Below are 21,295 nucleotides of genomic sequence, written 5' to 3' on the forward strand. Positions count from 1 at the left end.
GCGGCCTGCTCCTCGCCCAGCGACATCAGCAGGATGGCGGCCTTCTCCGGGCCGGTGATGCTGCGGTAGTCCTCGCGGACGCGCATGCCCATGGCGTCGCCTCCTGTTGCCTGCTGCTTGTCTGCGCGTCGTACAACCATAGCCGATCCGGGTCGCGGCCGCGTCCCCTAAGTCCGGGAAGCCGCGCCGGAACGCCTACGTACATTCCACGATGCGACCGCCGGGCCGGCCGTTCCGCCGACCGGATCGAGTCGCCGTCGGAACAGAAATGGTCGCTCGATGTGCGAACGTCTCCTTGCGTCGATAAAGACATAAAGATATCTTTATATCCACATGGCGCGAGGAGGCATCATGGAGGCATTGCTGTCGGGGTTGCGGGCGGTCGCGGAGCCGACACGGCTGCGCATACTGGCGCTCTGTGCCCGGGCCGAGCTGTCGGTGACCGAGCTGGTGACGATTCTCGGCCAGAGCCAGCCGCGGGTGTCGCGCCATCTCAAGCTGATGGTCGAGGCCGGGGTGCTGGAGCGCAACCGCGAGGGTGCGCGGGCGTTCTATCGTCCGGCCGAGCGCGGTGGCCTCGCCGACATGGTGCAGGCCCTGGTCGACCTGGTGCCGGGCGACGATCCGGAGGTGCTGGACGACCTGGCGCGGCTGGACCGGATCCGCGAGGACCGGGCCGAGCGCGCATCCCGGTACTTCCAGGAGAACGCGGTGCACTGGGAGGAGCTGCGCGGCATGTACGTCGACGACGACGTCGTGGACGCGCGCCTGCTGGCGACCCTGCGGGAGGAGCCCGGCGGCGATCTGCTGGACATCGGCACCGGTACCGGCCGGGTCCTGGAGATGGCCGCCGAGCACGTCCGCAGCGCCGTCGGCATCGACAACGCGCGACCGATGCTGGAGATCGCCCGCGCCAACCTGGACAAGGCCGGCTACCGGCACTGCCAGGTGCGGCTGGCCGACATGTATCGGCTGCCGTTCCCGGCCGAGCGGTTCGACGCGGTGACCATCAACATGGTCCTGCACTACGCCGAATCGCCGGGCGCGGTGCTGTCCGAGGCGGCCCGCGTGCTGAAGCCGGGCGGCCGCCTGATCGTGGTGGATTTCGCGCCGCACGAGCTGGTCGAGCTGCGCGACGAGCACGAGCATCGCTGGCTGGGCTTCGAGGAGGTCGAGATCGGCCGCATCGCCGCCCATGCCGGCCTGACCCTGGAACCGACCGTGGCGGTCGAGGGCGAGCCCCTGACCGTCTGTCTGTGGCGGGCCCGCCGGGCGCCGGTCGCCCGGATCGCCGCCGCGTCTTGAGGAGAGGAAGATGAGCCGAATCCCGACGATCAGCTTCGAGTTCTTCCCGCCCAAGGACGAGGCGGGCGAGGCCAAGCTCTGGGAAACCCTGGAGCGACTGGCGCCGTACGGACCGCGCTTCGTGTCGGTGACCTACGGGGCCGGCGGCAGCACGCGCGAGCGCACCAGCCGGATCGTCACCCGCATCAAGCGCGAGAGCGGGCTGGAGCCGGCGGCGCACCTGACCTGCGTCGGAGCCGCCCGCGACGAGGTCGACGCCGTCTCGCGCGGCTGGTGGGACGCCGGCATCCGCCACGTGGTGGCGTTGCGCGGCGACGCCCCAGCCGGCACCGGCAAGTACCGGCCGCATCCGGGTGGCTACGCCAACGCGGCCGAGCTGACCGCCGGGCTGCGCAAGGTCGGCGATTTCGAGATCTCGGTCGGCGCCTATCCGGAATCGCATCCCGACTCGCCGTCGCCGGCGGCCGACCTCGACAACCTGAAGCGCAAGCTGGACGCCGGCGCGACCCGGGCGATCACCCAGTTCTTCTTCGAGGCCGAGACGTTCCTTCGGTTCCGCGACCGCTGCGCCGCCGCCGGCATAAACGCACCGCTGGTGCCCGGGATCCTGCCGGTCACCAACTTCCGGAAGGTGGTCGAGTTCTCGGCGGCCTGCGGCGCCACCGTGCCGGCCTGGATGGCCGAGCTGTTCGAGGGCCTGGACGACGACCCGGAGACCCGCCAGCTGGTGGCGGCCACGACCGCGTCGGAGCTGTGTCTGGCGCTAATGGCGGAGGGGGTGGAGGACTTCCATTTCTACACCCTGAACCGGCCGCAGCTGGCGGCGGCGATCTGCCGGCGCCTGGGCGTCCGGCCCGAGCTGGACGCCGCGGCATGAGCGGTCCCGGCCTCATGGTCGAGGCGCGGCGCGTGCCGCTGCCGGTGTCCGGCGGGCTGGCGGAAGCGCTGGCCGGCTTCGCCGCCCCGTGCCTCGAGGTGCTGAACCTCGAGCAGCCGCGGGCCGTGCGGGCGGCGCACCGCCGCTACCTGGAGGCCGGGGCCCGCGTCGTCCGGACCAACACCGCCGGCGCCTCGCCGCAGCGCCTGGACCGCTGGCGGATGCACGACGAGGCGTTCATCGTCTCGTACATGGCGGCCGAGCACGCCGCCGAGACCGCCCGGGCGGTCGCCGCCGAGACCGGCGTCGCGCGCTGGGTGCTCGGCGTCGCGCGGGTCGAGGCCCGGGTCCGCCAGCTCGGCTTCCTGTCGCTCGACCAGGTCGAAGAGGCGTCCCGCACCATGGCCTCGGGCCTCGCCGGGGGTGGCGCCGACGCCATCGTGGTGGAGAGCAACCAGGACGGCGCCCGACTGACCGCGGCGCTGGCCGGGGTCCGCCGGGGCATGGCCGATGCCGGCCGTTCGCTGCCGGTGCTGCTGACCCTGCGCTACGACCCGCTGTTCGGCACGCCGCACCGCGACCGGGTGACCGCCGACCTGGCGGGAGCCGCGGCGGCGGCGGCCGGGCTCGGCATCGCCGCCGTCGGCATCGCCAACGCCGATCTGGCGGATTCCTGGATCGACACGCTGCGGGCGGTGGCCCGGGCGTTTCCGGGACCGCTGCAGGTCGAGGCGGCGCCGGCGTCGCCGGATCTGGCGGCGCTGCTGGGCGATCCGGCGCTCGCCTCCCGCCTGGCGCTGATCGGCGGTGGCCGGTCGCCCGACGACACCGGGCGGCTGTGCGAGCGCCTGCGTTCCTTTCGCGGCGGCGAGGCCGATACCGCCGACCTGTTCGCCGCCAACGACACCGTCACCGTGCCGGTCCGCCGGCCAAGGGGGACAAGATGACCCGACCTGAGCGCCTGGAAGCCCTGCACCGGCTGGCCGAGCGGCGCGTGCTCGTGCTGGACGGTGCCATGGGCACCATGATCCAGAGCCTGAAGCTGGACGAGGCCGACTTCCGCGGCGAGCGGTTCAAGGACCACGACCGCGAGCTGAAGGGCGACAACGACCTGCTGAACCTGACCAGGCCGGACGCCATCGAGGCGATCCACCGGGAGTACCTGGAGGCCGGCGCCGACATCATCCAGACCAACACCTTCAACGCGACCTCGATCAGTCAGGCCGACTACGGCCTGCAGGCGCTGGCGCGCGAGATCAACAGGGCCGGTGCGGAGATCGCCCGGCGGGCCGCCGACCGGTTCGCCGAGGAGACCGGCCGGCCGGCGTTCGTCGGCGGCGGGCTCGGCCCGACCAGCCGGACCGCCTCGATCTCGCCGGACGTCAACGACCCGGGTGCGCGCAACGTCACCTTCGACGAGCTGCGCGAGGCGTATCTCGAGGCGACCCTCGGCCTGATCGAGGGCGGCGCCGACATCGTCATGGTCGAGACCATCTTCGACACCCTGAACGCCAAGGCCGCCCTGGTGGCGGTGCGCGAGGCGTTCGACGAGGCCGGGGTGGAGCTGCCGATCATCGTCAGCGGCACCATCACCGACCGCTCGGGCCGGACCCTGTCGGGCCAGACCCCGGAGGCGTTCTGGAACGCCGTACGGCATGCTAGGCCGTTCGCCGTCGGGTTCAACTGCGCGCTCGGCGCCAAGGACCTGCGGGCCCACGTCGCCGAGCTGGCGCGGGTCGCCGACGTCAAGGTGTCGGCCTATCCGAATGCCGGCCTGCCGAACGAGTTCGGCGGCTACGACGAGACCCCGGACCAGACCGCCGGCCATCTCGGCGGCTGGGCCTCGGACGGGCTCATCAATCTGGTGGGCGGCTGCTGCGGCACCACCCCGGATCACATCCGGGCGATCGCCGAGGCCGTGAAGGCCGCCCCCCCGCGCACCGTGCCGACGGTGCCGCGCCGCCTGCGTCTGTCCGGCCTCGAGCCGTTCGAGATGCAGACCTTCCACAATCAGGCAGCCTGAGGCCTCATGCAGCCACCACGCATTTTCGTGAACATCGGCGAGCGGACCAACGTCACCGGCTCCGCCCGCTTCCGCAAGCTGATCGCCGCCGGCGACTACGAGACCGCGCTGGAGGTGGCGCGGCAGCAGGTCGAGAACGGCGCGTCGATCCTCGACGTGAACATGGACGAGGGGCTGCTCGATTCCGAGGCGGCCATGACCACCTTCCTCAACCTGATCGCGGCCGAGCCCGACATCGCCCGGGTGCCGATCATGGTCGACAGCTCGAAGTGGAGCGTGATCGAGGCCGGGCTGAAATGCCTGCAGGGCAAGGGCATCGTCAACTCGATCAGCCTGAAGGAGGGCGAGGGGCCGTTCCTCGAGCAGGCCCGCAAGGTGCTGCGCTACGGCGCCGCCGTGGTGGTCATGGCGTTCGACGAGGACGGCCAGGCCGAGACCGCCGAGCGCAAGGCCGACATCTGCGAGCGCGCCTACCGCCTGCTGGTGGACAAGGTCGGGTTCCCGCCCGAGGACATCATCTTCGACCCCAACATCTTCGCGGTCGCCACCGGCATCGAGGAGCACAACGACTACGCCCGGGCGTTCTTCGAGGGCACCCGGCTGATCAAGGAGCGCTGCCCGCACGTCCACGTCTCGGGCGGCGTCTCCAACGTGTCGTTCTCGTTCCGCGGCAACAACGCGGTGCGCGAGGCGATGCACGCCTGCTTCCTGTACCACGCCATCGAGGCCGGTCTGGACATGGCGATCGTCAACGCCGGCGCCCTGCCGGTGTATCAGGACATCCCCGAGGAGCTGCGCGAGCGCATCGAGGACGTGCTGCTGAACCGCCGTCCCGACGCCACCGACCGGCTGCTGGAGACCGCCGAGAGCTTCAAGGGCGACGGCGCCAAGACCAAGGTGGCGGACGACTCCTGGCGCGAGCTGCCGGTCGAGAAGCGCCTGGAGCACGCCCTGGTGCACGGCATCGCCGATCATGTCGAGACCGACACCGAGGAGGCGCGCCAGAAGGCCGACCGCCCGCTGTCGGTGATCGAAGGTCCGCTGATGGACGGCATGAGCGTGGTCGGCGACCTGTTCGGAGCCGGCAAGATGTTCCTGCCGCAGGTCGTGAAGTCGGCGCGGGTGATGAAGAAGGCCGTCGCCTACCTGCTGCCGTTCATCGAGGCCGAGAAGGGCGACGGCCCGCAGGAGGCCAAGGGCAAGATCGTCATGGCGACGGTCAAGGGCGACGTCCACGACATCGGCAAGAACATCGTCGGCGTGGTCCTGCAGTGCAACAACTACGACGTGGTCGACCTCGGGGTGATGGTGCCGTGTGCCCGGATCCTGGAGACCGCGGTCGAGGAGAAGGCCGACATCATCGGGCTCTCGGGCCTGATCACGCCGAGCCTGGACGAGATGGTCTACGTGGCCTCGGAGATGCAGCGCCAGGGCATGGACCTGCCGCTGCTGATCGGCGGGGCCACCACCTCGAAGATGCACACCGCCGTCAAGATCGACCCAGCCTACGCTGCCGGCCCGGTGGTGCACGTCACCGACGCCTCGCGTGCCGTCGGCGTTGTGCAGAACCTGCTGTCCGGCAATGCCCGGGCCCGCTACGCCGAGGAGATCCGCGCCGAGTACCGCAAGATGGCCGAGGGTCGCCGGCGCGGTCGCACCGACCGCGAGCGCATCACCATCGGATCGGCGCGCGCCAACAAGGCCGACATCGGCTGGGGCGGCTATACGCCGCCGAAGCCGGCGACGCCGGGCGTGACGGTGTTCGAGGACTATCCGGTCGAGGAGCTGATCGAGCGCATCGACTGGCAGCCGTTCTTCGCGACCTGGGAGCTGAAGGGCCGGTTCCCCGACATCCTCGACGACCCGAAATACGGTGAGGCCGCCCGGCCGCTGTGGAACGATGCCCAGGCCATGCTGAAGCGGCTGGTCGAGGAGGGTTGGGCGAAGCCGCGCGCGGTGATCGGGTTCTGGCCGGCCCAGGCCGAGACCGACGACATCCGGCTGTTCGCCGGCGAGGATCGCAAGGAGACCCTCGAGGTCGTCCACACCCTGCGCCAGCAGATGCCGCGCGAGGGCGGCAAGGCCAACCTGGCGCTCGCCGACTGGATCGCCCCGGCCGGCAGCGGCGTTGCCGACTGGCTGGGCGGCTTCGTGGTGACCGCCGGCCCCGAGCTCGAGGCCAGGGCCCGGGAATTCGAGGAGGCCCACGACATGTACTCCTCGATCCTGCTGAAGGCGCTGGCCGACCGGCTGGCGGAAGCGTTCGCCGAGCGCATGCACGAGCGGGTGCGCCGCGAGTTCTGGGGCTACGCCGCCGACGAGGACCTGTCGAACGACGAGCTGATCGCCGAGAACTACCGCGGCATCCGCCCGGCGCCCGGCTATCCGGCCTGCCCGGACCACACCGAGAAGCGCACCCTGTTCCGGCTGCTCGACGCCGAGGCCAGGGCCGGGGTGCAACTCACCGAGTCCTGCGCGATGTGGCCGGCCTCGTCGGTCTCCGGCTTCTACTTCTCGCACCCCGACGCCCGCTATTTCGGGCTCGGCCGGATCGAGCGCGACCAGGTCGAGGACTACGCCCGCCGCAAGGGCGAGAGCGTCGAGTGGGTCGAGAAGTGGCTGGCCCCGTCGCTGGCCTACGACCCCGACGAGGAGCGCGCGCGCAAGGACGCGGCGTAGTCGTCCCGGGCCGGCCTGCCGGAGCGTCGTCGCGCTAGGATCGTCCCGCAGACGGCCGGCGGAACGCGGCCGAGCGTCGGGCGAAAGCACGCCATGACGAGCGAAGGCCGTCTGCCACCGGCAGCGCTGCTGCCGGGCATGCTCGCCAACGAGTGACTGTTCCGGTACCGCCGCCGCTTCTCGCCGCCGCCTCTCGCCGTCGTTCGGGTCGGTGCGCCTGTCCGGCCCGCGGCATCCGCCGAGGGTGCCGGTGATCCGCATGGTGAACGCCGGCGGCTCCCTTGTCCGCGAAGCATGCCGAATCACGCTCCGATCACGCTCGGTGTGCTCGATTGCCGTGAGCGCAACCGGAAGAGCGGCTGGCCTCGGCCGGTCCGGGGAGACGGTCTTCGTCTCTCGCGGGTCTGCGCGAGCGGCGCGTCGTTCTCGCGGCGGTCGCCGGATCGCAAGGAATACTGAGGAACGGGATTCGGGATACGGGAGAATCGACAGAGGAGAGGGGGCTCAAATGGTGTGCGTGATCTATCCCTCCGGACGGGCGGCAGGCATACGGTCCGCAATCGAAGGACTGGAGGCGCGTGTCGGGATGAGCGTCGACCTTGTCGCCGACACGGAGCTCACGGACCGAAGCGTGAGTCCCCGGGGCCCGATCATTCTGGGCACACCGACGTTGCCGAAGATCGTTCGGGATACGCCGGCCCCCCTGGTGATACTCGAGCCCGCGGCGCTGGCCGGGGCGGGCCTCGCCGGACCGACGCGGGGTGTGGACTACCAGTCTCCCGAGGAGGGCGATCCCGGTCGCCCATTGGTGGGGCTCCGCGGCGGGCCCGCGCCGATTCAGCCCGTCGCGGCGCACCGGGCGGTCGGATGGGCGAAGCCCCGCAAGGGGGCCGAGATCCTGGTTCACGACCTGCAGGCACCCGACCGGGCGGTCGCATTCGCGTATCCGGCGAAGGGGCCGGTCGGGCCGCGTCTCGCGCTGCTGGTCGGGTTCGACGGCCTGCCGGATCTGACCGTCGATGGCGCGGCGATACTTTCCGACTGGCTGATTCATGCCGGCGCCACCGGGCGGCCCGAGGCCACGGGCGTGCCGATCGAGTACTCCCACACGCTCTGGGGGCACGAGTATCAACGCTATGTCCACGAGCAGGTCGGCAAGAACATCTCGGCGGCCCTGCTGCGGTATGCGTCGATCGTGGGCGTCGGCGGGGTTCTCGCCCTCGGAGCCGCCGGCTGGGGCTACATCGAGCTCAAGATCGCCACCGATCTGAGCGCCGAGAAGGAGAAGCTCCAGGACAAGATCGTCGGCAACCTCTCCGGCCTGGTGAACGAGCGTGTCGCGACGACGCTTCTGACGCTCTCGAAGGTGGAAGAGAAGGTCAAGGCCCGCACGGAGACGGCCATCGACGAGGCCCTCGACGACAAGAAAGTCAGCGAACGGGCACAGGAACTGGTCGCAGACATCGTCGACCGGAAGCTGGACCCGAAGCGGATCGACAAGATCGTCGAGGAAGCCGTCAACAAGGATGCGAACCGACAGGCGCTGATCGACGCCGCCACCGAGAAGCTGCGGTCCGACCGGGGCATCCAGAAGGTCATCCTGTCGGCGGTCCGTCCGCAGGTGTTCGACGACGACCCGGCGCAGCGCGCGCGTGCCTTCCAGATCCTGGTCTTCTTCGAAGACAAGGATCAGCTCCGCGAGACCGTTCGCCGGATACTGTCCGAGGAGTCGAACCCCGAGAGCGAGCTCTACTCGATCGCGCTGACCGAGTACCCGCACGCCGGGGACGCGACGGATGCCGAGATCCTGGATGCCGTGCTGGCCGACCTCCGGTCGGTCACGGAGCCGCCGGACGAGCTGATCCGCGCGGTGCAGGCGTTCGTTTCGAAGTTCTCAGACGCCCATGCCGCCCAGGTGACGCGAAGACTCGCGACCGGGGAACTCGCAGCCCCCATCGCCGACGCCCTGGTGTCGGTGCTGGGCGAGATCAAGGGCGACGGCGTGGTGACCGCCTTCGTCGAGCTGGCGGCGGTCGCCGACGATACCGTGTCGGAACTCGGCTGGATCGGGCTGGCCGGGCTGGGGGACCGGGAGGTCTCGAAGGAGACGCGCCTCGCGGCCCTGCGGACCTTGTGGCCGATGGCGCGCGGCGAGATCCTCGGGCCCAACACCGACCTGACGCGCCGGAGCTTCGCCGCGGCGACCGCGCCCGACGCCCGGGTGCTGGAGCAGCACCTCGCTCTGCTCGAGGGAACCGGAGACATGTCGCCGCAAGCGGCTCGCTATCTCCGGTCGCGCGTGAAGCCCAACGGTCGGCTGCTCCTCGACGACGTCGACCACGTGATGCGGGCCGTGGAACGCGTCCACGAAGCCGGGGATATCTCCCATGTCGGATACTCGGCGCTGCGCCTCGTGATCGAGGGTGGTGACGAGATCGCCGGGCAGTTGGCCGGAATTCTCACCATGGGCGGGACCGGCCGGGCGAGCTTCCGAAGTCTGCTCGAGCGTTTCAGGGCGACCGGTGAGTTGAAGGAGCAGGCATATCGCTTCCTGCAGCGCGCAGCGCTCCGGGAGTTCAGGGACGAGCCGGATCTCGCCGCCGATCTCCGCGACAGGCTGGAGACGGTGAGGCGCTTCGACGATGTATCCGACCGTGCCTACGGCGAGTTGTCGGCGTCCTTGCGCATGATGGAGAGATCCCGGTCCGCGGCAGTCGATCGGGAGCAGATCGATCGGGAGCAGATCGAGCGGGTGTTGTCGGATCTCGGTGGCAACAGCGTGTTCTCGCTCATCCTGGCGCCCGACCTGACCGCCGCGATGCGTTCGGGCGATGCCGGCGAAGCGCGACGCCTCCTGTCGCGCGCTCGGGGACTGCTTCCGCCGGACGCCTACCGGCGCCTGGAGGCGGCGATCGGTGTTCCGGAGCCGGCGGAATCCGACGAATTGAAGGCGACGCTGGTCATGCTGCTCGAACATCTCGTGCAGATCGAGCGTTCTCTGGTCGCTCGCCCGGAGAGTGCGCGGCCGATCGTCGACGCCACCTTGAAGAACGCCGTGATTGCATGGCTGCTGCCGCCGCCGACCCAGAGCGAGACGTGGACTCAGCTTCTGTCCGACCTCTCGCTCGTCGAGACCGACGGCTCGACCGACAACAATGCGCGCCTGCTGACGGTGTTCAGCCAGCGGGCTCGAACGACGTTGGGGCCCGACGTCGAGCACTCGGCGTACGACCCGCTGGTTCGTGCCGTGCTCGAGCAGCCACTGTGGTCCGGCAACGAGCCCTTGGCGGACGTGCTGGCGCACTCGGTCGAGCATTGCCCGGCCGGCGTGCTTCGCGACCACGTGCGCGCGGTTCTCAGGACGGGCGCTTCCGACCCCGAGACCAAGCCCCGCGGGCAGAACCTCGCGGTCCGGGGATTGGCGGCGGCGCTCCGGCGCCTGAACGACCGCGGTCGGCCTCTGGTCTATGCAGGGCTGGTGGCGGACCTCGACCTCGTCCGGGCGCCGGCCGCCGAAAAGCGCCTGTTTCTGGAGGGACTGCAGCAGGCGCTCGCCACCGACCGACGCCCGTGGCTCGCCGTGATGCGCGGCGCAAAGGAGGCGATCGATGGGCCGCCGGCCGAGGCAGGCAAGGCGCTCGACTTCACGCAACTCGTGCTGGATGTCTCGCTCGACACGCCGGACCGCGCGACGGAGGAGCGCGACCGGATCGTCGCCGCAATCGAGGATTCCGGGCTCGCGGCGGCCCTTGCGAGGGCGGCGGAGCAGGGCGACGGAGACGGTCGCCGGGCACAGCGACTCCTCCAGCGTCTCGTGGAACGGGTGCCGTGGTTCGACGGGCTTGGCGACGTCCACGAGATCGCGAACGACGGCTTCGCCCAGGATGTCCCCGCGCAGTCGGTCCAGGCGGGGCTCTGGTATGCGCTGCCGGCGATCGAGACGCACGACTACTGGCTGCGCCTGCCGGACGACGATGTCGGCAAAGCGGAGATTGCGGTCGTGGACCGCGACCACCATCGGGTCGTCAGGCGCGAGACTCTCAGCGCCGGTCGACCGGTCGAGCTGTTCGAGCGAGAAGCGCACTTCGTCCGTGTGCGAGCGTCAGCGGGCGGTACCGCGGTGCCACCCAAGAGGATCCTCGCCCAGGTCCGTGACAAGCCGGCACCACTCGAGATTGGCGAAACCAAGGAGGAGGCGAAGCCGGTCGAGACGGGGAAGCGCTATCGCGGGCGTTTCGAGGGGCTGGCCCATGTCAAGTTCGACGTCGAGGCCGGCGGGCACTACGTTATCGAAACCAGTCATCTGAGCGCCGGTGCCGAAACCGACCTGAAGCTCCTGGCCGAGGACGATACCGTCCTCGCCGGGAACCTGGGGCGCGATGGCGGACCGGGCGCAACGATCGACTGGATCGCGACCGATCAGCGAACGGTGCTTCTGCAGATCGCCGGCCGTGCCGGGCGCTTCGATCTGGTCGTGAAGGATGCCGGGATCGAGAACCTCGCGGCGCTTCAGCCCGCTCCGAGGGAGAGAGCACGGGCCGCGAGACTGGCGGAGTACGGCAAGATCGTTCCGGTCCAGCTCGAGGAGGGGGCCGACTTCGGATGGCTCAGCTACCCGTTCGCATCGGGCGTGCTGTACCGCCTGGAAGCCAACAGCGTGATCGAGATCCGCGAGGGTGACGACGGGCCGTCCAGGCAGCTCGTGCCGCGCCTGCACGAGACCGGGGCGTTCCTGGGGCGGCCGCACTTTTTCCAATCGACGCGAGGGGCCGAGTACGGCCTGCGGATACAGCGGCCACGGCTGCACAGCGTCGCCAAGCTCCGCATCTCGGAGGTCGAACGCCCGGCCGGGCTGCAGTCGGCTGCGGACGAAGCCGGGGCGCGCGAGCTGCCGCCGCTGTCGCTCGCGGAGCCGCCGGAAGAGGGCTGGCTGGTATCGCTTGCCGGCCCGACGTCGTTCCTGCCGATCGACCTGAAGCGGGATGTCGACTACAGCCTCCACGTCCTGCCGACGGTCGCCGGCACGGCCCTGAAGACGCAGATCGTGCCGCTGGACGATGCGGCGGCGGACGTGATCGAGGCCGGGTCTGACGCCAGGCCGTACAGGTTCAAGGTGAACAGGGACGGCCGCTACCTGCTCCGGCTCGAACCGAAGGCCGAAGGTGGCACGGGAGAACTCGTGCATGTGATCGCCGAACCGGCGGGGCGGACCGGAGGCTAGAGGCGCCTGCCGGCGACGTGCGCGTTGCGGGGCCGCGCGGGGCGGCGTTATACAGCCGGGACGCCACCTGGCAGGGCCGGACCGATGACCGACACGACCGCGACCGCCGAACTGCTCTCGCTGTTTCCGACGGGGATCCTGGTCGCCTCGATCCCGGAGGTCGACAACGCGGCACTGGCGCGGGCGATCCGCGGCCTACCGCCGGCCGAGACCCAGGCCCATGGCCTGATCTCCGGCGACGGCGTCAGCACCTACGGGACCGGCCACAACCTCCACCGGCGCCCCGAGTTCAAGCCGCTGGTCGACGCCCTCGGGCTGCGCCTGGCCGCTTTCGCCCGCGAGCTCGGCGCCGACCTGGAGCGCATGAACCTGCTGATGGCCGACTGCTGGTCGAACATCCAGCAGCCCGGCAGCCACGTTGTGCAGCACCGCCACCCGAACTCGCTCATCAGCGGCGCCTACTATGTCGAGGCGCCGGCGAACTGCGGGCGGATCGTGTTCGAATCGCCGCTCGACGCGCACCGCATGAGCGACTTCCCGTACTATGCACGGCAGACCCCGTTCGCCATGAAACGCTACGCGGTCGACCCGATCCCCGGCCGCGTGGTGCTGTTCCCGTCCTGGCTCAGCCACCGGACCGAGCCGAACCGGTCCAACGGCGAGCGCATCGTCGTCAGCTTCAACGTCTCCGCCCAGATCTCCGGCGCCGACCGCGAGCGGCCGCGCGCCGGCTGAGGGCAGGGCGGCGGGCCGTGTTGCCGACCATCGATCCCTCCTGGAGCGCCATGCCATGACCGACCGCACGACTGCCCCGGCCGGCGGCCTTGCCCCGGTCAGCCGCCGGGTGATGAACCTGTCGCATTTCCTGCGCCAGGCGGCGCGCCGGCACGGCGGGCGGATCGGCTTCGTGTGGGGCGACCGGCAGTGGACCTGGGCCGAGCTCGACCGCCGGGTCGACGCGATGGCGGCGGCGCTGGCGGCCCGCGGCGTGACCAAGGGCGACCGGGTGCTGGTGCAGTCGAAGAACTGCAACCAGATGTTCGAATCGATGTTCGCCTGCTTCCGGCTGGGCGCGGTGTGGGTCCCGACCAACTTCCGCCAGACCCCGGGCGACGTCGCCTACCTGGCCGAGGCCAGCGGTGCCCGGGCGATGATCTGCCAGGCCGAGTTCCCGGAGCACGCCGCGGCGGTGACCGCGGCCGTGCCGGCGCTCGACGTCGCGCTGTCGATCGGGGCTTCGGATTTCGGCGAGGACTACGACGCGCTGGTCGAGGAGCACCTCGGCCGCACCGTCGAGACCGCCGCCGTCGAGCACGACGACCCGTGCTGGTTCTTCTTCACCTCCGGCACCACCGGCCGGCCGAAGGCGGCGGTGCTGACCCACGGCCAGATGGCGTTCGTGGTCACCAACCACCTCTGTGACCTGATGCCCGGCACCACCGAGGACGACGCCTCGCTGGTGGTGGCGCCGCTGTCGCACGGCGCCGGCATCCACCAGCTCGCGCAGACCGCGCGGGCGGTGAAGACCGTGCTGCTGCCGGGCGACCGTTTCGACGTCGCCGAGGCCTGGCGGCTGGTCGAGAAGTGGCGGATCACCAACATGTTCACGGTCCCGACGATCGTGAAGCTGCTGACCGAGAACCCGGCGGTCGAGGCCTTCGACCACTCCTCGCTGCGCTACGTGATCTATGCCGGCGCGCCGATGTACCGGGAGGACCAGAAGCACGCGCTCGCCACCCTCGGCAAGGTGCTGGTGCAGTATTTCGGGCTGGGCGAGGTGACCGGCAACATCACCGTGCTGCCGCCCGTCCTGCACGAGCTCGAGGACGGCCCGGCCGCTCGCATCGGCACCTGCGGGTTCGAGCGGACCGGCATGCAGGTCTCGATCCAGGGGCCCGACGGCCGCGAGCTGCCGGCCGGCGAGACCGGCGACATCTGCGTGTGCGGCCCGGCGGTGTTCGCCGGCTACTACGACAACCGCGAGGCCAACGCCAAGGCGTTCCGCGACGGCTGGTTCGTCACCGGCGACCTCGGCCACATGGACGCCGAGGGCTTCCTGTACATCACCGGCCGGGCCTCGGACATGTACATCTCCGGCGGCTCGAACGTGTACCCGCGCGAGACCGAAGAGAAGATCCTGACCCACCCGGCGGTCGCCGAGGTCGCGGTGCTGGGCGTGCCGGACCGGGCCTGGGGCGAGGTCGGGGTCGCGGTCTGCGTGCTGCGGCCGGGCGCCGAGCTGACGCCGGAGGCGCTACTTGGCTGGCTGGAGGGCAAGGTCGCCCGCTACAAGATGCCGCGCCAGGTGTTCTTCTGGGACGCCATGCCGAAATCGGCCTACGGCAAGATCGTGAAGAAGGACATCCGCCTGGAGCTGGAGGCGCGCGGCTGCCTGACCGTCGCGGCGTCGTCATAGCAGGGCGAGCCGGGACCGGCCCGCTTGACCGGGCGGCACGCCACAGCCATCGTCCGCCGCCATGACCGCCGCCTCCGAGCCCTCGTCCAGACCGTCCCGCCTGCGCCGCTTTGCGGGCGGGCTCGACGCGCTGCTCGACCGGCTGGCCGAACCGCGGGGGTTCGCCGCGGCGGCGGTCGGCTACTACGCGGTCGCGTTCCTGATCCGCACCCTGCTGCTGACCGGGACCTCAGGCGACGAGGCCCAGCTCATGCTGTACGGCCAGGGCTTCGCCTGGATCTACGACTTCGGCAACCCGCCGATGGCCGGTTGGCTGGCGGCGATCGTCGAGACCGTCATCGGTCCGTCGATCGCGGTGGCGCTGCTGATCCGCTACGGCCTGATGGCGGTGTTCCTGGTGCTGATGCACGCCGCCGCCCGCGAGGTGTTCGAGGACAGGCGTACCGCCCTGGCGGTCGCGCTGTCGGCCTTCGGGTTCTGGTTCTACGGCTGGGAAGCGCTGCGCAACTACATGGACTCGCTGGTGCTGATCGCGGCGCTGGCGGCCTGCGTGTGGCTGATGCTGCGCCTCGCCCGGGCGCCCAGCCTCGGCGGCTATGCCGGGCTGGCGGTGGCGGTGGCGGTCGGCAGCCTCGGCAAGTTCAGCTTTCCGCCGGTGCTGCTGGCGCTGGTGGCGGCGGCCGGGGTGTCGCCGCTGCTGCGCGAGACCCTGTGGTCGCGGCGCGGGCTGCTGGCGATCGGTGCCGGCTTCGGGCTGGCGTCGCCGCCCTACGTCTACGCGCTGCTGCATCTCGACCGCTGGCTGGCGGTCGCCGACGACCGGCTGGTGATCAGCGCGCTCGCCGAGGGGCCGGTCGGCGGCACCCTCGACCGCGCCCTGCTGGTGCCGGACAGCGCCCTCAACTTCGTGCTGCCGGTGCTGCCGCTGTTCGTGGTGCTGTTCCTGGTCGATCTCGTGCAACTGAGGCGCCCGGCGCCGTCCGGGGCGCGCCGGCGGGTGCGGCGCTGGCTCGGGCTGTGGCTGGCGGCCTTGTGGGTGCTGTTCACCCTCACCGTGGTGGCCGCCGGCATGGTCAAGCTGCGCGAGCACTACATGTTCGTCGCCATGCCGCTGCCGCTGCTGCTGTTCGCGCTGCTGCCGGAACAGCCGCTCGCGCATGCGATCGGCGCCCGCTGGCGCAGCGTCGCCTATTGCGGCGTGCTGGCGGCGCTGGCGGCGGTCGCGCTGGTGGCGCTCGCCGGCCAGGCGGTGGTCGAGGCGATCGACTGCTCGAAATGCCGGATGACCATGCCGTGGCGGCTCTATGCCGAGCGGCTGCGCGAGGCCGGGTTCGAGCGCGGCACCATCGTCAGCTACGACTCGCCCTACACCGACGCCGGCGCCAACCTGCGGCGCTTCCTGCCGGACAGCCGGGTGGTGTCCGACAAGCGGCCGTACTTCGTGCCGCCGCCGCTGGTCCTGCCCGGTTCCTGCCTGGTGATCTGGAACGACAGCCGCTATCCGCAGATCGCCGACCAGATCCGCTCGTCGGCGGTGCCGCAGATCGGCGGACCGGTGCCGGACGGCGCGGTGTTCGGGCGCCTGGAGGGCCCGCTGGTGCGCTCCGGCAACCCGGCACCGACCCTCGGCTACGCGTTCATCGAGGCCGGCGCCGGCGACTGCCGCTGAGGCAGCTCGCCCTCGACCGCCGCCAGCAGCGCCCGGAACAGCCGGCGCTGGCGGCGGTACCACAGCATCAGCTCCGGGTGCCACTGCACGCCGACCCGGAAGCGGTGACCGGTGAACTCGATCGCCTGGACGATCCCGCCGTCGTCGATCGCGGCGACCGCCATGCCCTCGCCCAGCCGGTCGACCGCCTGGTGGTGCAGGGCGTTGATCCGCAGTGGGTCTGTACCGACCAGCTCGGCCAGCCGCGACCCCGGCTCCGGATGCGCGGTCTTGCAGGGGAACATCGAGCGCGGATTGCGGTAGTGCGAGTGGCTGCGGGCGAGGTCGTGGATCAGCGTTCCGCCGCGATGCACGTTGAGCAGCTGGGCGCCGCGGCAGATGCCCAGGACCGGCCGGTCGTGCCGCTCGACCCAGTCGAGCCCGCGCAGCTCGAGCGCGTCGCGGTCCGGGTCGTAGGGCCACTCGTCGGTGGTGTCGACGCCGTACAGCCGCGACTCGATGTCTACGCCGCCGCCGACGATCAGACCGTCGAGGTCGTCGAACCGGGTCCTGAGCCCGGGGCCGATGCGCACCGGGATGCCGCCGGCCAGCCAGACCCCGAGCGAGTTGGCGAGCCGCATCGCCCGGCCCTTCCAGCGCCCGGTGGTCACGCCGATCCGTGGACGAGGCCGGCGCAGCGGGATCAGAACAGGGAGGCCCACAGTCCCTCTCTCTGCAATGTCCGGCGGCGGCGTGCGGCCAGACGCTCGGCCAGTCCGTCGCGATCGAGCGCGACCGTCTCGACCGAGAGCCAGCGGGCCCATTGCCCGGTCACCGTCCAGGCCGGGTCCTCGATGTCGGCGTTCGGCAGCCGCCAGTGAAAGGTCGGACGGGCCGAGATCTTCGGGTCCGGCACCGCGGTCGCGACGCGCTCGCGGTCGATCTCGGCGAACAGCGGCAGCAGGTCGAGCTCGCGGTTGCGGGTGGCATTGAAACGCAGGTAGTCGTCGATCAGGCCGACCAGGCTCGGCTGATAGTCGGGATCCAGGACGAGGTCCAGATAAGGGCGGGGGAACGGCTCGACGAACGGCAGCAGGACGCGCATCGGGTCGACGTCGATCGCCGCGCGCAGTGCCGGCGCCTCCAGCAGGTAGGCCTGCAGCACGCGCCGGATCGGGTCGGCGGCGAGATCGCCGGGGCCGAGGGCCGGGTTGAGGTGCAGGCCGAAGCCGTACAGCAGGCCCGACCGGGTGCCTTCGGCGCCCAGCCGCGCCAGTTCGCCGATCAGTCCGTCGATCTCCGGCAGCCGGCCGGCCGGAACCGGCGGGGTGACCACCTCGGTCGGAACGACCTCGCGCCCGAGCTCGCCCAGGAGCTCCTTGGCCTTGTCGACGATGCCGCCGTCGTCGTACGCGTCGTGCACCCAGTCCCAGTCCAGCTCGACCTTGAAGGTGCCGAGTTCGGTGTCTTCGACATAGAGGCGATGGGCGCTGCTGGCGCGGAGCGTGCCGCCGAACCGACGGCGCACCGCCGCCGCGGCCTGTACTGCATCGAGGCGGCCGAACTCCACCTCGACGCCGACCGGCCGCCGGTTCCCCTCGCCGATCCAGGTTTCCTGCTCGGGCATCACCGTCCTCCATGTGGGGCGGAACGGCGGTGCATCAACCGGCGGTCGGGCCCGGCCGTGCGGCACAGAGCCGGTTTGACAGGGTGGCGGCCGCAGGGTACCGCAGCCTCGCCATGGTCGAGACCGTCACCTCCGGCGTCGCCGAGCCCGACGACGCATCCTCCCTTTCGGTGCAGCGTGCCGAGCAGCGCCGGCGCCAGCGCTGGCTGGCGGGGCGGACCCGGTCGGCCCGGCTGCCGCTGGGGGCGGCGGTGGTCGCCGGGTTCGCAACCGGGCTGCTGGCGGTGGCGCAGGCGTACCTGCTGGCCGCCCTGATCGCCGGGGCGATCGGCGGGGCCACGTTCGCCGAACTGCTGCCGACCGGCGGGCTGGCGGTGCTGGTCTTCGCGGTCCGCGCCGGCCTGGGGGCGGTCTCCGAGATGCTGGCGGTATCGGCGGCATCGCGCGTCAAGCGGGCGGTCCGCGCCGACCTGGTGGCGGCGCTCGGCCGGCTCGGTCCGTCGTGGCTGAAGGCGCGGCGCAGCGGCGCCGTCACGGCGACGGTCATGGAGCAGGTCGAGGCCATGGACGGCTACGTCGCCCGCTACCTGCCGGTGCAGGCGCTGGCCGGGGCGATCCCGGTGGCTCTGCTGGTGCCGGCCTTCCTGGTCGACGCCGGTGCCGGCTGGATCCTGCTGGCGGCCGGTGCCCTGGTGCCGCTGGCGATGGCCCTGGTCGGCATGCGCACGGCGGTCGCCGCGCGCCGACAGATGGCGGTGCTGCAGCGGATGAGCGGGGTGTTCCTGGACCGCCTGCAGGGGCTGACCACGCTCAAGCTGTTCGGCGCCGCCGACCGAGAGCTGGAGCGGATCCGCGAGGTCGCCGACGGCTACCGGGCGTCGACCATGGCGGTGCTGCGCATGGCGTTCCTGTCGTCGACCGTGCTGGAGCTGCTGGCGGTCGGCTCGCTGGCGCTGGTCGCCGGCCGGGTGGCGTCGGCGGTGATCGGCGGCGGGCTGAGCCTGGAGTGGGCGCTGTTCCTGCTGGTGCTGGTGCCGGAGGCGTTCCAGCCGCTGCGCCGGCTCGGCCAGCACTATCACGACCGGTCCGCCGCGATCGCCGCCGCCGAGGGCATGCTGGAGATCCTCGACGCCGCCGCCCGGTTGCCGGCCGACGGCGAGGAGTTCCGGCTCGACGGCGCCCCGGCGATCGAGTTCGACGGCGTGAGTCTCGAGTACCCCGGCGGGCGGCGGCCGGCGCTCGACGGTGTCGACCTCCGGGTCGCGCCCGGCGAGACCGTGGCGCTGGTCGGCGAGAGCGGCGCCGGCAAGTCCTCGATCCTGGCGGTCCTGCTGGGCAGCGAGCGGCCGACCGCCGGCACCGTCCGGGGCGCCGGCCGGCCGGTCGACGGGCCGGTGCTGCGGGCCTCGATCGCCTGGGCCGGGCAGGCGCCGCGCATCGTCGCCGGGACCCTGGCGGACAATCTGCGGCTCGGCCGGCCCGATGCGTCCGACGACGCGGTGCGCGCCGCCGCCGAGGCCTGCCGGGTCACCGATTTCGCCGACCGCCTGCCGCACGGCCTCGCCACCGTCGTCGGCGAGGGCGGTCGCGGCCTGTCCGGCGGCGAGGCGCGGCGGGTGGCGCTGGCCCGGGCGCTGCTGCGCGACGCTCCGCTGGTGCTGCTGGACGAGCCGACCGCCAACCTCGACCGCGACAGCGAGGCCGCGGTGCTGGACGCCATCGACCGCATCCGGCCGGGCCGCACCGTGCTGATCGCTACCCATTCCGACGAGGTGATCCGGCGGGCCGATCGCATCGTCCGGATCGACGGCGGCCGGGTGGTCGAGGCCGCGGAGGACACCGTCCTTGCGTGACTTGCTGGTCCTGCTGGCGCTGGCGCGCGGGCGTGCCGGCTGGATGGCGCTCGGCGCCGGCTTCGCGCTCACCGCGACCGCGACCGGGATCGCCCTGCTTGGGCTGGCCGGCGGGCTGGTGGCCGGCGCCGGGGCCGGGATCGCGGTCGGGGCGATCGCGTGGCTGCGGGCGCTGGCGCTCGGCCGGACCGCGGCGCGCTATCTCGAGCGGCTGACCACCCACGAGGCGACCTTCCGGGTCCTCGCCGATCTGCGGCTGTGGTTCTTCGAGCGGGCGATCCCGCTGGCGCCGGCCCGGCTCGGTGGCTGGCGCGGCGGCGACCTGATGGCCCGGCTGGTGTCGGACATCGACGCGCTCGACGGGCTGTACCTGCGGCTGGTGACGCCGACCGCGGTGGCGCTGCTGACGGTCGTCGGCCTGGCGGCGGTGCTGGGCAGCCTGTCGCCGGCGATCGCGGTGCCGGTGGTCGCCCTGCTGGCGCTCGCCGGGCTCGGGGTGCCGGCGCTGACGGAACGCGCCGGCCGCGGGGTTGGCGGCGTGCAGGTGGCGGCCGCCGCAAGGCTGCGGGTGGCTGCCGTGGATCTCGTGCAGGGCATGGCCGACCTCGCCGCCAACCAGGCGCTCGACCGTCAGGCCGCCGTCATTGCCGAGGCCGAGGCCGGGCACGAGGCCGCGCTGCATCGCCAGGCGGCGATCTCGGCGGCCGGCACCGCGGCCACCCAGCTGGTCTCGCAGCTGGCGCTGGTCGCGGTGGTTCTGGGCTGGGCGGCGCTGGCGTCCGGCGCCGGCGGCACGCCGCTGGTCGCGGTCGCGGTGCTGGTCACCCTGGCGGCGTTCGAGGCGGTGGCGCCGCTGCCGCTGGCCTGGCAGCTGCTGGGCCGGACCAAGGCGGCGGCCCGCCGGATCCGCGAGGTCGCCGAGGCCGCGCCGGCGGTGTGCGATCCGGTCCGCAAAGGCCCGCCGCCGGCCTCGAACGCGCTGGCCCTGGAGGCCGTGTCGTTCCGCTATCCGGGAGCCGAGCGGCCGGCACTCGACGGCGTCGACCTGGCGGTGCCGGACGGCGGCCGGCTCGGCATCGCGGGGCCGAGCGGCGCCGGCAAGTCCACCCTGCTGGCGCTGCTGCTGCGGTTCCACGACCCGGACGCCGGGCGGGTGACCCTCGGCGGCGTCGACCTGAGGGACCTCGCGGTCGCCGACCTGCACGCCCGGATCGGCGTGCTGTCGCAGGCGACCTCGATCCTGGCCGGCAGCCTGCGCGAGAACCTGGCGATCGCGGCCCCCGAGGCCGACGAGGCGACCCTGCGCGCGGCCCTCGACCGGGCCGGGCTCGGGACGTTCCTGGCGGCCCTGCCGGACGGCCTGGACACCTGGCTCGGCGAGGCCGGCGTGGCGGTGTCGGGCGGCGAGGCCCGGCGCATCGCGCTGGCCCGGGTGCTGCTGAAGGACGCGCCGATCCTGCTGCTGGACGAGCCGACCGAAGGGCTGGACGCCGAGACCGAGCGCGCCGTGCTGGCGGCCCTGGCGCCGGCGATGCAGGGACGCACGGTGGTCACGATCAGCCACCGGCCGGCGCCGCTGGCGGCCATGGACCGGGTGGCGCGCCTGGAGGCCGGGCGGATCGTCGAAGCGACGGACTAGTACCGGC

13 protein-coding genes are annotated in these 21,295 nt (G+C 71.9%); 11 read left to right on the plus strand and 2 right to left on the minus strand.

Features of this window, described 5'->3' with window-relative positions:
- Window positions 1-351: 351 nt before the first annotated feature.
- The 9 genes from IE246_RS25650 to IE246_RS25690 all read left to right on the plus strand — a co-directional run bounded on the left by IE246_RS25650 (window position 352) and on the right by IE246_RS25690 (window position 16,190).
- Window positions 352-1,305: an ArsR/SmtB family transcription factor gene (locus tag IE246_RS25650; RefSeq protein ID WP_189995131.1), complete on the plus strand. Its 954-nt coding sequence runs from the start codon at window positions 352-354 to the stop codon at window positions 1,303-1,305.
- Window positions 1,306-1,315: 10 nt separating this feature from the next.
- A complete protein-coding gene (gene metF / locus IE246_RS25655; protein WP_189995140.1) occupies window positions 1,316-2,182 on the plus strand; it encodes a methylenetetrahydrofolate reductase [NAD(P)H] in 867 nt (288 codons plus the stop codon).
- The gene (locus tag IE246_RS25660) at window positions 2,179-3,129 is read left to right on the plus strand and encodes a homocysteine S-methyltransferase family protein (RefSeq protein WP_189995148.1); all 951 of its coding nucleotides are present in this window, start codon (window positions 2,179-2,181) and stop codon (window positions 3,127-3,129) included. The genes metF and IE246_RS25660 overlap by 4 nt, the downstream gene beginning before the upstream one ends.
- On the plus strand, window positions 3,126-4,205 hold the full coding sequence (locus IE246_RS28310) for a homocysteine S-methyltransferase family protein (RefSeq protein WP_189995154.1): 1,080 nt from the start codon (window positions 3,126-3,128) through the stop codon (window positions 4,203-4,205). Before IE246_RS25660 ends, IE246_RS28310 begins: the two co-directional genes overlap by 4 nt.
- A gap of 6 nt (window positions 4,206-4,211) precedes the next feature.
- Complete coding sequence (metH, locus tag IE246_RS25670) at window positions 4,212-6,884, plus strand: methionine synthase (protein ID WP_189995155.1); 2,673 nt, start codon at window positions 4,212-4,214, stop codon at window positions 6,882-6,884.
- Between the two features lie 508 nt (window positions 6,885-7,392).
- Window positions 7,393-12,105, plus strand: coding sequence for a hypothetical protein (locus IE246_RS25675; RefSeq protein ID WP_189995157.1), 4,713 nt, complete (start codon window positions 7,393-7,395; stop codon window positions 12,103-12,105).
- Window positions 12,106-12,189: 84 nt separating this feature from the next.
- Complete coding sequence (locus IE246_RS25680; protein WP_189995159.1) at window positions 12,190-12,840, plus strand: TIGR02466 family protein; 651 nt, start codon at window positions 12,190-12,192, stop codon at window positions 12,838-12,840.
- Window positions 12,841-12,895: 55 nt separating this feature from the next.
- Window positions 12,896-14,521: an acyl-CoA synthetase gene (locus tag IE246_RS25685; protein WP_189995161.1), complete on the plus strand. Its 1,626-nt coding sequence runs from the start codon at window positions 12,896-12,898 to the stop codon at window positions 14,519-14,521.
- 61 nt (window positions 14,522-14,582) lie between these two features.
- Window positions 14,583-16,190: a glycosyltransferase family 39 protein gene (locus tag IE246_RS25690; RefSeq protein ID WP_189995163.1), complete on the plus strand. Its 1,608-nt coding sequence runs from the start codon at window positions 14,583-14,585 to the stop codon at window positions 16,188-16,190.
- Here IE246_RS25690 and IE246_RS25695 read toward each other — a convergent pair.
- A complete protein-coding gene (locus IE246_RS25695; protein WP_189995165.1) occupies window positions 16,151-16,840 on the minus strand; it encodes a gamma-glutamyl-gamma-aminobutyrate hydrolase family protein in 690 nt (229 codons plus the stop codon). The two genes, IE246_RS25690 and IE246_RS25695, sit on opposite strands and share 40 nt — an antisense overlap.
- A 32-nt stretch (window positions 16,841-16,872) precedes the next feature.
- Complete coding sequence (locus tag IE246_RS25700) at window positions 16,873-17,796, minus strand: amidoligase family protein (protein WP_189995167.1); 924 nt, start codon at window positions 17,794-17,796, stop codon at window positions 16,873-16,875.
- A gap of 83 nt (window positions 17,797-17,879) precedes the next feature.
- Between IE246_RS25700 and cydD the strand changes: the two genes are divergently transcribed.
- Together cydD and cydC are read left to right on the plus strand one after the other, a co-directional pair.
- Window positions 17,880-19,649 (plus strand): thiol reductant ABC exporter subunit CydD, encoded by a 1,770-nt coding sequence (gene cydD / locus IE246_RS25705; RefSeq protein WP_189995176.1) that lies wholly within the window; start codon window positions 17,880-17,882, stop codon window positions 19,647-19,649.
- On the plus strand, window positions 19,642-21,288 hold the full coding sequence (gene cydC, locus IE246_RS25710) for a thiol reductant ABC exporter subunit CydC (protein WP_189995184.1): 1,647 nt from the start codon (window positions 19,642-19,644) through the stop codon (window positions 21,286-21,288). Before cydD ends, cydC begins: the two co-directional genes overlap by 8 nt.
- Window positions 21,289-21,295: the final 7 nt, after the last annotated feature.

Source organism: Thalassobaculum fulvum (genome assembly GCF_014652915.1).
GTDB classification, from domain to species: Bacteria; Pseudomonadota; Alphaproteobacteria; order Thalassobaculales; family Thalassobaculaceae; genus Thalassobaculum_A; species Thalassobaculum_A fulvum.